Source organism: Solirubrobacter pauli, from assembly GCF_003633755.1.
In the GTDB taxonomy this organism is placed as follows: domain Bacteria; phylum Actinomycetota; class Thermoleophilia; order Solirubrobacterales; family Solirubrobacteraceae; genus Solirubrobacter; species Solirubrobacter pauli.
Genome location: NZ_RBIL01000001.1, coordinates 683727 through 695753, shown reverse-complemented (window position 1 = coordinate 695753; position 12027 = coordinate 683727). Strand labels below are relative to the sequence as shown.

General features: G+C 69.3%; 15 protein-coding genes. 1 reads left to right on the top strand and 14 read right to left on the bottom strand.

Annotation, left to right across the window (positions count from 1 at the left end; translation table 11 throughout):
* Positions 1–5: 5 nt before the first annotated feature.
* The 14 genes from C8N24_RS03260 to C8N24_RS33250 all read right to left on the bottom strand — a co-directional run bounded on the left by C8N24_RS03260 (position 6) and on the right by C8N24_RS33250 (position 11283).
* Positions 6–959 carry a PD-(D/E)XK nuclease family protein gene (locus C8N24_RS03260; RefSeq protein ID WP_121247952.1) on the bottom strand — a complete coding sequence of 318 codons (954 nt, stop codon included), beginning with the start codon at positions 957–959 and terminating at the stop codon, positions 6–8.
* 27 nt (positions 960–986) lie between these two features.
* Positions 987–1352, bottom strand: coding sequence for a hypothetical protein (locus C8N24_RS03255; RefSeq protein WP_121247949.1), 366 nt, complete (start codon positions 1350–1352; stop codon positions 987–989).
* Entirely contained in the window at positions 1349–2053 is a 705-nt protein-coding gene (locus C8N24_RS03250) for a hypothetical protein (RefSeq protein WP_121247947.1), read from the bottom strand. Before C8N24_RS03250 ends, C8N24_RS03255 begins: the two co-directional genes overlap by 4 nt.
* 132 nt (positions 2054–2185) lie before the next feature.
* Positions 2186–4228, bottom strand: coding sequence for an ATP-dependent helicase (locus C8N24_RS03245; protein WP_170178821.1), 2043 nt, complete (start codon positions 4226–4228; stop codon positions 2186–2188).
* A gap of 38 nt (positions 4229–4266) precedes the next feature.
* On the bottom strand, positions 4267–4479 hold the full coding sequence (locus tag C8N24_RS33640; RefSeq protein ID WP_170178820.1) for a hypothetical protein: 213 nt from the start codon (positions 4477–4479) through the stop codon (positions 4267–4269).
* Complete coding sequence (locus C8N24_RS03240; protein ID WP_121247943.1) at positions 4476–5561, bottom strand: hypothetical protein; 1086 nt, start codon at positions 5559–5561, stop codon at positions 4476–4478. The genes C8N24_RS33640 and C8N24_RS03240 overlap by 4 nt, the downstream gene beginning before the upstream one ends.
* Before the next feature lie 158 nt (positions 5562–5719).
* Positions 5720–6013: a hypothetical protein gene (locus C8N24_RS03235; RefSeq protein ID WP_121247941.1), complete on the bottom strand. Its 294-nt coding sequence runs from the start codon at positions 6011–6013 to the stop codon at positions 5720–5722.
* A 61-nt stretch (positions 6014–6074) separates the two neighbouring features.
* Positions 6075–6308 (bottom strand): hypothetical protein, encoded by a 234-nt coding sequence (locus C8N24_RS03230; protein ID WP_121247939.1) that lies wholly within the window; start codon positions 6306–6308, stop codon positions 6075–6077.
* A gap of 170 nt (positions 6309–6478) precedes the next feature.
* On the bottom strand, positions 6479–7207 hold the full coding sequence (locus tag C8N24_RS03225) for a response regulator transcription factor (protein ID WP_170178819.1): 729 nt from the start codon (positions 7205–7207) through the stop codon (positions 6479–6481).
* 124 nt (positions 7208–7331) lie between these two features.
* Complete coding sequence (locus C8N24_RS33635; RefSeq protein WP_170178818.1) at positions 7332–7502, bottom strand: hypothetical protein; 171 nt, start codon at positions 7500–7502, stop codon at positions 7332–7334.
* 49 nt (positions 7503–7551) lie between these two features.
* On the bottom strand, positions 7552–7743 hold the full coding sequence (locus tag C8N24_RS03220; protein ID WP_121247934.1) for a hypothetical protein: 192 nt from the start codon (positions 7741–7743) through the stop codon (positions 7552–7554).
* Positions 7744–8572: 829 nt separating this feature from the next.
* A complete protein-coding gene (locus C8N24_RS03215; protein WP_245971744.1) occupies positions 8573–9367 on the bottom strand; it encodes a ParB/RepB/Spo0J family partition protein in 795 nt (264 codons plus the stop codon).
* Between the two features lie 101 nt (positions 9368–9468).
* Positions 9469–10287 (bottom strand): ParA family protein, encoded by an 819-nt coding sequence (locus C8N24_RS03210; RefSeq protein ID WP_121247930.1) that lies wholly within the window; start codon positions 10285–10287, stop codon positions 9469–9471.
* Between the two features lie 261 nt (positions 10288–10548).
* Positions 10549–11283, bottom strand: a complete 735-nt coding sequence (locus tag C8N24_RS33250) for a hypothetical protein (RefSeq protein WP_147447595.1) — start codon at positions 11281–11283, stop codon at positions 10549–10551.
* A 355-nt stretch (positions 11284–11638) separates the two neighbouring features.
* On the opposite strand from C8N24_RS33250, the gene C8N24_RS33630 reads away from it, so the two are divergent.
* Positions 11639–11809, top strand: a complete 171-nt coding sequence (locus C8N24_RS33630) for a hypothetical protein (protein ID WP_170178817.1) — start codon at positions 11639–11641, stop codon at positions 11807–11809.
* Positions 11810–12027 lie beyond the last annotated feature (218 nt).

Below are 12027 nucleotides of genomic sequence, written 5' to 3'. Positions count from 1 at the left end.
GTTGCTCAGATGCCGCCGCCGCCCGGGCAGCGGGTGTAGTGGCCGCAGTAGCGGGCCGAGCACTTCCAGCCGCTCGGGTCGGCGAAGCCCCACGGCTCGTCCGGGCCGTAGCGGTCGTAGAGCGCGGTGATCTGGCTGGCGGCCTGGGCGATCCGGACGAGCGTGGTTCGGAGCTGTGCCGGGGTTCGGCGTGTGACGACGAAGCTGGTGTTCATCGTTTTGCGGCGCTTGCCGGGCTTGCCGATCTGCGCGAAGCAGAAGTGCTCGGCCGGTTGCCCGGTCAGCCAGCGCCCCGCGAGGTACAGGCCGGCCTGCGAGTCGTGATCGGCCTTGGCTTGCGAGTGCAGCGTGTTCTTGACCTTGTAGTCGACGATCGCGGGCACGATGTCCGCCCGGTCGTCGTCGGCCCGGAGCGTCTCGAGGTCCAGGAAGCCCTGAATCGTCCAGTTCAGTCCGGGCGCGAGCGCGTAGGCGAGCTCGCGCTGCACGGCGACGGGCCGGCCGAGCCGTGGCATGAGCTCTCGCATCGTCAGCTCGATCGCCTCCAGCCCGAGCGTGAACGCTCGGGCTTCGTCGAGCTCGAGGTCAAAGTGCACGCCGCGCTTGGCGGCCTCCTCGGCGAGCTCGCGTGTCCAGTGATCGCGGTAGGCGTCGTGCACCTGGTCGAGCGTGAGCAGTTCGCCGTGCTCGAGCTGGTGGCGGTAGTAGGTGGAAAGGGCGTCGTCGACGCGGGCGCCGAGGAACATGTGCCCACTCGGTGGCGGGCGGTCGCCCTTGAGATAGTGGCGTCGCCAGTCGTCGGGGCAGAGCAGGAACTTGGTGTAAGACGAGTGCGACAGATGGCCCAGGCGCTCGCCGTCGTAGCGCAGCGGGAGCTGGCGCGGGATCTGGATGCGAGCGGCGAGCTCGGCGCCAGTCGGCGGCCGAGCGGCCGGCGTCGGTGCCGCGAGAGCGGACACGGATGTGGCTCCTTTCGAATGAGAAGGTCAGGCGGCGCGCGCGAACTCGGCGAGCCGCGCACGGTCGGACTCGCACGGCGACAGGCCGTAGAAGCGCGGCTGGTTGAAGCGCAGCGTGGCCGCGCACAGCTGGTTGTGCCAGAACCGGTCACGCCAGCGGCCGTCGCGGTAGCGCAGCCGGTAGGACTCGGTGATCAGCTCCAGCTCGTCGGCCGTGTAGCCGCACTGGGCGAGCACTTCGACCGCGGTGGCGACGTGCCCGATCAACGTGTCGTTGAGCCGCTTGCCGGGCAGGTGGGCGGGCAGCGCCGCGTCGACGATCAGCTCCAGCGTCTCGCGGTCGTAGCCGGCGGCCGCGGCGAGGGCGCGGAGGCGGGCCCGCGCGGGGCTCATGCCGCTGGTGGCGGCGTCGGGCCGAGGCCGCCGAAGTCGACGGTGACGAGATCGCCGTGGCCGTTGCTGGCGGCCGGCGGCGCGGCTTCCTCGACCGTGCCGTGCGCGGCGGCGTCAGTGCTCTCGCCCTGGCCCATCTCGTCGTCGGGCTCGCCGTGCGAGAGGATCGGCCCCAGGTCCTGCACGACCGTCTCGGACGCCATGCGCGTGCGGTAGCCGTTACGCAGCCAGCGCTCGGTGTCGGGCGAGAGCAGTAGCAAGTCGCTCTTGCCACTGCGGCGCACGCACTCGACCTGGCGCGGCCCGGGCCCGAGCGGGAGCACGACCGCGGCCAGCGCCGTGTACAGGTAGGCGCCGATCCCGGCCGCTACGCCGGCACGCTTACGCGCGTCCGAGTACAGCGCCTTCAGGCCGGCGAGCGAGCCGGCCTCGCATTCGCCGATGTCCTCGTAGACGGTCTCGACGGCTGGGCCGTTGAGTTGCTCGGGCAGGGTGACGTGCAGTCGGCAGGTGAGGTACAGGCGGCGGCGCGTCTGCCCGTCGGCGGCGGCCGCGAGCAGCTCGCCGTCGACCGCGGCGAACGACATGCGCCAGCAGCCCGGCACCACGCAGTTCAGGCGCTGGACGACCGACTGCGCGCCGATGTAGGCGGCGACCTGCGCGCCGCCCCTGGGATCGCCGTTCCATGGCGTCTTGCTCATGGCGCGAAATCCGATCGCGCCCGCGGCGAACGGCCGGCGAAACAGCGCGACGGCCTCGGCATGAGTCCGCGCAGGCGGCTCTGCGCCCGCGGGAGGATGAATCGACATGTGGATCTCCCTTCGAGATGTAGGTCAGGCGGCGGCCCGTGTGCGCGTGTCCAGGCCGGCCTCGGCCAGAAAGCGCGACGGTCCGCCGGTCGCGCGGCCACCACGAACGTGGCAACGGGTGAGCACGAGCTGGTCCTTGGCTCGCGTAACGGCGACGTAAAACAGCCGCCGCTCTTCCTCCAGGTCCTCCGGGTCGGCGCTCTGCAGCGCGCGCCACGACGGCAGCAGCTGCTCCTCGCAGCCCAACAGGACCACGAGCTGGGCTTCCGTGCCCTTGGCCCGGTGGATCGTCGAGACCGTGATCCGGCGGTCCTCGCCGGGGCGGATCTCCTCGGCGTGCAGCCCCGCCACGTGCTCGAGGAAGCCGGTGATGGACGCGGCCGGCCCAACCTGGTCGGCGTAGGCCTGCGCGGCGCGACAGAGCGAGCGCAGGTCTTCGAGCACGCGTTCGCCGTCACGGCGTTCGTCGGTCCGGGACGATCGGTCGCGGCGGGTCTCGTGGAACGCGACAACGCCTCCCTGCAGCGTGAGCGCGGCGACGACGATGTGCCCGACGGACCGTCCGCGGCGGTAGTCCTCGCGGACCGCGTCAAGTCCCGTGCCGAACGTGCTCAGCGCCTCTCGCGCCGCGGCCGAGCGGACGTCCTGGAGCAGCACTGCGTTGACGGCGGTCGTGATCAGATCGCCGGCGAAGTACCCCCGCGCCGCCGCGACGACGTGTCCGATCGTGGCCATCCCGACGCCGCGGCGCGGCGCTTGAATCGCTCGCCTGAAGGCGTGCGCGTCCTGGGGGTTGGCCAACAGCGCGAGGTACGCGAGAGCGTCCCGGACTTCGGCGCGCTCGTAGAGACCGAGCGAGCCGAGCACGCGGTGCGGGATGCCGGCCGCGGCCAGCGCGGCCTGGATCGGCGCCGTCGCGAACGCCGTGCGCCCGAGGACCAGGATCTCCGACGCAGGCGTCCCCGCCGCGAGCGCGTCCGCGATCACCGACGTCGCCCACGCCGCTTCCTCGATGTCGCGGGCGAAGCCCCGAGTTGTCACTCGCCCGCCGACGCCGCGGGCGGCGACGAGATCCTTGTGGTGTCGGTGCTTGTTCTGCTCGATGCAGGTCGCAGCGGCGGTGATGATCTCGGTCCGCGAGCGGAAGTTGTGTCCGAGGACCACCTGCCGGTGCGCCGGGTAGCGGGCGCCGAACTCGAGGATGTTGCGCGGCTCGGCGCTGCGGAACCGGTAGATCGCCTGATCGTCGTCGCCGACGGCCGTGACGTTCCCGGCACTGCCAGCGAGCAGATGCACGAGCGCAGCTTGCGCCACGTTCGTGTCCTGCATCTCATCGACGACGAGCCAGCGCCAGCGCGCTCTGAGGTGCGCGAGCCGGCTCGGGTGCGCCTGCAGTAGCTCGACCGTGAAGGCGAGCAGGTCGTCGAACGCGAAGGCGTTGCAGAGACGCAGCTCGTGCTCCATCGCCTCCCAGAGAGCCGAGACGAGCGGCGCCGCCGAGTAGCGGCTGACGGCCTCGTATCCCGACGGCCGTAGCAGTCGGCTCTTGGCCAGGGCGATCTCGTGCTCGAGCTCGGCCGGCGGAGGCTGTCCCCACGCCTGGATCGCGTGTTGGATCGCGTCGCGCCGATGGTCGGCCAGCAGCGTCTCGATGACGCGTTGCAGGTCGGCTTGGTCGTAGATCGTGTATGCGTCGGTCCGGCCGAACACCGTGGCGTGCTCGCGGAGGATGCGGGCGCAAACCGAGTGGAACGTCGCGGCGAGCACGCCGCGGGCGGTGACTTCTCCGAGCAGGTCGGCGAGCCGCAGTCGCAGCTCACCGGCCGCTCGCACGCTGAAGGTGACGGCGAGGATCTCGCCGGGGGTGGCGGCATCGGTCGCGAGCAGGTGCGCGACGCGGTGCGTCAGCGTGCGCGTCTTGCCGGTGCCTGGGCCCGCGACGATCAGCAGCGGGCCGTCGGCGTGTCGGACGGCCTGCACCTGCTCGGGTGTGAGCCCGACAAGCAAGCCGTCGGCGCCCGGGCGCGCCGCACGCTCGTGCGTGCCGCCCGGGTCAAGCGCGGTCATGGCATCACTCCATGGATATCGAGGATGTGGCGCCGGGGTCAGGCGCGAGGTTCGAGCTCGACGACGCGGCGACCGCCGGCGATGGCGATCGCCCATCGGTCGCGGTCCGTCTCGGGCGTAGGCCCGACCAGCAGCGCGACGAGCGAGATCGCTTCGTCGCGTGTCTGGGGTGGGCTGGTGTAGTGCGTGCCTGCGTGTCCAGCGACGTCGGCATTGACCAGGTCGCGGACTTGAACTACCCACTGGCTCATGGCAGTCGTCCGACGACCCGTATGACGTGTGCTCGGGCTCGAGCGAACGCGGCGCCGCGCAGCTGCGGTCCCCATGGCCCGCCGATCAACACGGACGCCAGGTCGTAGATCGCGCCTCGGGCTCCGCAGCTCGCGCTGTGACAGCACCAGCCCTGCTTCGCGAGCGTGCCCACCTTGCAAGACGGATGACGGTCGCGGTGCTGGGGGACCGGACACGAGACAAGACCGCCACGCGGGACGTCGAGTCCGGCCAGTCGCTTGAAGTACTCGGGCGGCGGGATCTGCTTGTACGGATCGCCGGACCCGTCGCCCGTCGCACGGGTCGGAGGCTTCGAGGTCCAGCCCGGTGAATCGGGAAGGTCGCCGACCAAGTCCTCGGCGTCGTAGGGCTCGAGCGCGAGATCCGCCTCCAGGATGTGGGCCCACCGGCCCGACTTGTGATTGATCGTGCCCGCGAGCCGCATGAGTCTCGACCGCTCGGCACAACGCGGATCGGCCACCTCTTCGCCGAGGGCGTGGATGATGCGCTGATGGGCCCGCTCGATCGGCTCGGTCTCGACGCCGTCGGGCCGCTCCCAGTGTGCGGGAAGCGGCTCGGTGAGCTTCCAGTAGGCGTGGACGCCACCTGATCCCCCCGAGGCAATCAGCAGATGGCACGGGCGCTCGGCCAGGAAGCTCCACACCGAGCCGAGGGCGTCAGGACGATCGACGTCGAGCCAGAGCCATCGAGTCGCGTCCACGGCGTCCCGGGCTCCGGTCGGTCGTGTGCGCGGTGCGACGCCTACGAACACCTCTTCACTGGGCCGTTCGCCGGCCCCGGCACGCGCATAGTCACCGGACACGATCCGGTCCGCGTGTGCCAGAAGCGCGCGCAGCCAGTCGCTCGTCCCGCTTCCGCCGCCTGCCAGGTAGTGCACGGCATCACGGCGGCGATCGACGTGCAGGACACCGTCCGCGCGTCGTGTTCCAGGCGTGAGCTCGACCAGTTCGCTCGTCGCTTCGTGAAGCAGCCCTAGCTGCAGCGACCGGTGGCGCGCCGCCGGCAGCTCGCCGGTGAAGACGCGGCCGTCGGTGAGGCGCACGCGGCATCGAAGCAGGCCCGCCTCGACCCCGGCGCGGTGGACGGGGGCGGGCGCCGGGGCGGAGGCGGGCGGTGAGGGCGGCCGGAGGATGTGCATGGCGCGCCTACGACCACCATTGGGAGTCGGGAGCGTGCCGCCTGCTCCGTGCGCCGCCGCGATCAGGCCGCGCACGTTTCGTCGCCCTCGTCCGGAGGGTCGGGCCGACGGCGCGGCAACGGGTCATCGAGGCGTTCGCCGGAGTGATACGCGTCTTCCTCCTTCGCGTAGTCCTCCGCGAGAGCGGATGCCTGCGAGAGGCGATCGTCGTAGCCGGTCAGCGTCTCCACGTGTACGACGCGGTGGTCGCACGCATCGAGGACACGCCACCGACCTGCGGGCGTCCTCAGCACGAGCACGTCGTGCTGGTTGCCGTCGCGCGCGCGGTAGCTCGCCGCGACGCGAGGTCCGGTCATGGAAGGCTCCTTTCGAGAGGCGCTGCTTAAGAAGGGCGGCACACGAGCGGCCGCTCCGCGCTCAATCGCGCGACGGCGCGACCGAGGGAAACCGGCCGGCGGTGAGCCGGCGGTAGGCGGTGATCAGTCCGACGTGCATGACGGTGTGAGCAATCTCCTGGCGCCAACGCGGCTCCAGGTACCGCAGCAGGTCCAGATGCCCGGCCTCGAACGCGCGCTGGTGCATCACGCACATCGGGACGACGCAGTCCGGGTGCTCGCAGCGCACGTCGTGGCGCGCGAGGTGGGCGGGCACCAGGCCGCTCGTCCTCTGGCACACGACACATGCGCTCCCGATCACCTTGGCCCACTGCCGGTCCCGGCGGGAGACGCGCGCGACGGTGACAGGTTGGACGGCGGTCGTCGGCTCACGTGGCGAGGGTGTGCGGCGCGTTGTCGGGTCGCGCCGCAGCGAACCATGCTTGCTCACGCTGCGCTCGCCTCGTCGAACGGCCTCGAGGGAAGCAGTCGGTAGCCGACACCCCACACGTTCTCCATCCAGTGGGTTTCGTCGAGGTTCCGCAGCTTGTGGCGGACCTTCAGGGCGTGCGCGTCGAGCGTCCTGGTTCGCCCCCGGGCGCGGTAACCCCACACGTCGCGAAGCAACTCGTCCTTCGTGAACACGCGGTTCGGGTCGCCGGCCATGTGGGTCAGCAGCGCGAGCTCCTTCGTCGCGAACTCGACGAGCTGGCCCGAGATGCGCGCCGTCCGGCTCACGGTGTCGATCTCGAGCGGCCCGATCTGCACGACGCGCTCCGCGGTGCGGAGCTGGCCCTGCGAGCGGCGAAGGACCGCCTGGACACGGGCAAGCAGCTCCCGGTAGCTGAACGGCTTGCGGATCACGTCGTCACATCCGTGCTCGAGCAAGCGAACGCACATGAGTGCGTCCGCCTTGCGGGAGAGGACGATCAGAGGGGTCAGCGGGTCGACGCGAGAGGCGAAGCCGCCCTCCTGTCGGACAGCGTCGACGAGCCCGATCGTCTCACCGTTGACGTCGCACAAGACGAGATCAGGCTTGAGGTGGAGCTTGACCAGCGCGTCGCGCTTGTCGATGGCGACGACGACGTCGTACCCGTCGGCGGCCAAGTTGTCGGCGAGGAACGTCCTGCAGACCGGATCTTCCTCGGCGAGCAGGATCGAATGGGTGGATGGCATGGATGCGCTCCAGTCGTCGGCCGCCCCAGGGGCTGGGACGGAGTGGATTGCGCGTCGCCGCATAGGACGGCGCTTCTGAGCGCGCGCTCAGCTGCCTGCCGAGCGCGCGACGTGAGCAGCTCGCTCAGAGAAGGTCTTCGCGCGGCAACCAGGCGCACAGCGCGTGGCCGAGGTCTTCACGGGCATCGAGGCCGGACGTGGCGAGCGGCGCCTGGAACAGGCCGGCTGCGGGTCCGACGAGGCCGAACTCGTCCCGGTCGGCGAGCGAGGTGGTGACGACAGTCGTGGTGGCCATCGAGTGATCGAGAGAGGCAGGCATGGTGCTCCTTCACTGGGTCTTTGAGTCAGAGCAGGCCGCTGGCGGCCAGGTCGGCGTGGATCTCGAGCTGCTCTTCGCGAGCGAGCCACCACGCGAGGTCGTCGGGGTGCACGTCGGCGTCGGGACCGACGTGCGTCACGGCGAAGCGCTGCACCGCTTCGTCGGTGTCCGCGATCTGGGCACGCGTCGTGGTGCCCGAGGCGATCGGGTTCGGCATGGGTACTCCTGAGGTCGAGGTTGGTCGGCCACGCGGGTGCGGCCGACAACGACGGACGGCCCGGGCGACTCCTGGCCGAGTCGCTCACGGGCCGTCTCGGTGCTGGGAGCGGCTTTACACGTCCCAGTGATGTGGGTCAGCTGAAGGCGCGAGTGCCTGGAAGCTGAACGTGCCGTCCGCTGGCGCAGGGTGGCCGGCGGCGGGGCATCGTCTTCGCGGGGAACGCGAGCGGCGCGGCGTTCTCAGCGATCGTGCGCGGCGGCGACCGGTGAACGCCGATCAGTTCACGTCGCGTTGTGTATCTCGTGGGGCCTCGTCAGTGCGAGGAGGTCACCGGAGGTGAGCCATTCACAAGGAGCGACGGACCATACCGCCGGATCTTGACGACGCCGCGCGTCTCCGCGGTGGGACGCGAGCGCCGACGGCGGACCGGCCGCCGATGGATCTGTGCGTCCTCCTCGCCACGGCGGCGGGGTGTTCCGGGAAGTGACCCCCGGTGGGGTATCAAAGTCACCGTGCCGCGCCGCATCGAAGTTGGGTCTTGAAGGACCGGAAAGGCCTGCAAATCGAGATGAACGACGCGCTGAGCCGCCAAGCCCAGGATGTCGCCTTCCGCCCAAGTTCGTCATGTTCGGGCCTGCTTGGGCGGAGGCAACTTGCCACGCTCGCGCGCGGGTGCTGGTACGTGGACGTCCACGGTCGGGCCGGCAAGGACCGCGCGGCCCCTTTGAGGAGGCGTGACGAAATCTGTTGTCCGCTCTGCCATCGCACCCGCGCGGGAGGCCGCTGTGCCGGACCGTTGCCGGCACAGCTGTTCCGACGTGCGCGTTCAGCGTTGAGAAGTGTCCGGCGCCGCTGAGTCACGCAGGTGAGCCAGGATCTGCTCCGCTGTTTCTCGGTCGGCGGCGACGACGCGTACAGCGAACCCTTCGCTCAGAGCTCGGACGCTCACGGGCAGGTCGATGGCGTGAGCGGCGCGAGCGTTGAGCTCGTCTGCGACGGCCCTGTTGGTCTCGGTCCTCTTGGAGCTCTTCTTCGGCGTGCCCTGGATGGCTCGTTCCAGCTGGCGCACGGACCAGTTCTTCGCGACGGCCCTCTGCGCGAGGTTGATCCGCTGCTCGGCCGTCTTCGCGACCAGCAGGCTCTTCCCGTGGCCTTTGCTCAGCCGCCCTTCCGAAATGAGGTCCAACACCTCGTCGGGCAAGTCGAGCAACCGGAGCGTGTTGGCCACGTCGGCGCGGCTGCGCCCGATGCGCTTGCCGAGCGCACCCTGGGTCAACCCCAGATCGTTGATCAGCGTGCTGAGCGTCCGAGCCTCCTCGACAGGAGTCAGATCCTCCCTCGCAGCGTTCTCGATCAGGGCGAGCTCGAGGGCCGTCGCGTCGTCGGTGTCGCCACGGACGAACGCTGGGAGTTCGGTCAGCCCGGCGAGCTGTGCCGCGCGCCATCGCCGCTCGCCGGCAATCAGCGCAAATCGGCCGTCGCCGAGCGGCCTCACAAGGACCGGCTGCAGAACGCCACGCGCGCGTAGCGAAGTTGCCAGCGCCTCAAGCGCCTCGTCGGCGAAGTGCTTGCGAGGCTGGTCGGGGTTCGGCGTGACGGCATCGATCGCCAGCGTGCACATCGCCGAGCTTGGGAGGGCCATCCCGCTGCCGAACGCATCGTGCTCCGAGGCCGGTGGGCGATCGCGCCGCCGCCCGGGAAGCTCCCTTGGGACCGGACGCGTCACGACGCACCGCTCGTCGCCGACGAGATGACCGCCGGGACCCGGCGACCGAGTCGCTCGCGAACCTCGACCGCGACTTGCCGGTACGCGACGGCGACGCTGCACGACGGACGCAGCCAGACGGTCGGAAGCCCGAAGCGCGCGTGTTCCGTGACCGGCTGATGACGCGGGATCACCGTCTCGAACAGCGAAATCTCGTTTGCGCGTTCCATCTGCGCGAGATGGTGCGCGTACTCCTTCGTCGAGCGCCATCGCGGATCCGCGTTCACGACCAGCACGCCCAGCAGCCCCAGCTGCGTTCGCTCGTGCTCGGCCCGAGCCTCAATCACGTCTAGCGCTCGCGTCATCGCGCGCAACTCGTGGAATCCCGGCAACATCGGAACGATCGCCTCGTCCGCGGCGACGATGGCCTGGCGGCCAAACACAGTGTCTCCCGCCGGCGTGTCGATCAGGGCTACGTCCACCTCGTCGTGAAGCGGCGCAAGCAGACGGGCGAGCTCGCTCCCGTCACCTGCGAGGAGCCGAGACGTCTGCTGTCGGAGGCGTTCGTAGCCGGTGGCCAGCAGGCCGATGTCGCGATCCTCCGACACGGCCACGACCGCGTCGCGAAGATCTCGGCCCGAGGAGTCGAGGAAGTTCTCGATCCGTGGCCGGGGGTCATCATCGTCGAGCCCCCAGCTCGCGGAGAGGTCAGCCTGGGGATCGAAATCCGCCATAAGCACTTTCAGGCCCTGGTCAGCGAGGGCCGCTGCAACGTTGGCGGACGTCAGCGTCTTTCCGACGCCACCCTTCTGGCTCAGCACGGCGATTGTGATCATGCGGTCCTCCCAGGCTGGGTGTTCTACGTGGAACACCCTTCCGACCTGAGTGCGTACCGCCTAGCGGATCACGGAAGTTCCCGACGTTGGCCTCCGGCGATTCCCGCCTGATCGTGGCTGCTCGTCATGACTCGCTGCGCGACCGCTATTCGCGCAAAGCAGCAGTGGGTCCGTCGCTTCGGTCGGTACGTCGACGGCCGACGTGGGTCGCCGCGGTCCTTGCACGAAGTGTCGCGTGGGGGAGTATCGCTCGACCGAACCTCACGGCCCGCTTGGCGGCCCCAGCAGCGGGGTCGAAATCCTTGCAACTGCAGCTAGCAAAAGCACTGCTCGAGTGGCGTTTGCGAGGTCATCCCAGCCGCGCGCTGTCCCATGCAGGGCACGATGCCGGTTCAGGCGGTCATTGATAGCTCCGACGTCCTGACGCCCGTCCTTCCAGATTTCGGGCACTTCCTCGAGAACCATCTCGACCGCCGTCGCATCGAGCAGCAGATCAAGGTCCACGGCGGACGCTGGCTCGTCCAGACGGGCCTCTAGCGCTTCGAGATGCTTGCGAGGGTCCTTCCACTTCCCGGCGGCGCTGCTTAGTACGTATTCGACCAGGGGCAGCGCGCCGCAGACCGTAACGAAGTACCTCTGGTCGGCAAGAGAATCGAGTACCTCCTCCACCTCACCTGTGCGGTCGCGAAGCAACGTCGAGTTACGAAGTTCCTCGCGCAAAGTCTCATGTCCGATCCCGCCAGGGCCATAAAGAGAGACGAGGAGCGAGCCGTAATCCGGCTCAACGTCAGGCTCAGACTGTCGCTGCGCCTGCTCGATCTGGATCCAGGCTTCGGGATCGAAGGGTACGTAAAGACGTGCGACACGGCCGGCTCGCCCAGCGGCGGCCCAGATGCCTGCGGCGCGGATCTCGTCCTGGTGTTCCCTGACCCAGTCGGCGGCGCGGTCGAGGAAAGTGAGAAAGCCTTCCCACGGGTTTCGCGGCTGTTCCGACACCCCGCCAGTGTATTTGTGCTCGACCAGCTCGGTCGGGTTCTTGAGCCCCGATTCAGCATCCCAATCATCACCCGGAGCCGCGACTCGAGCGCAATCATCGCGTCGACGAGGCCGTCCTCATCGGTGTGGTTAGCGACCTCTAGCGCCGACCTGCTCATCGCCTGTCCAAGACGCCGGGCGGCGGTCGCCACCCGTTCAAGCCAGACGGCCTGATATCGCTCCGTCACGTCGCAGACCCCTACGATGTGGTAGGTCGACGGTCCGAAGTCCGATGACCGCCCGGACCCCAGAGCCGCGCTCTGCCGGGCCATCCACGGGCGTTGTGTCCGCCGTTCACCGGCGTTACATTCGCATGATGCGCGACTCCGTACGTTCTTCGACCACCCTTTACGAGCACCTGGCGACCCTCGCCCCTGCCGGTGGCGGACGCGGAGAGACGACCGAAACCAAGAGCAAAGAGACGCTCGACCACGACTCCGAGGCGCTGTTAGAAGAGGAGCCGACTCGCCATGTCGATACGCGCTAAGCGATCGCTGTACGAAGTCCTTGCCATGACGGCCCCTGCCGGTACTCCCGCGGGAGAGACTCAGTACACGTCAACGAAGGAGACCGTCGACCGAGACGTCGAGGCGGTCTACGAGGGCGAGCCGGCTGATCTCGGCGGACCACTCGGAATCGGGGAGTCCCAGACTGCCTGACGCCCAGATCATCATCGTCGGGAATACCGAAGATGAGCATGTTGCG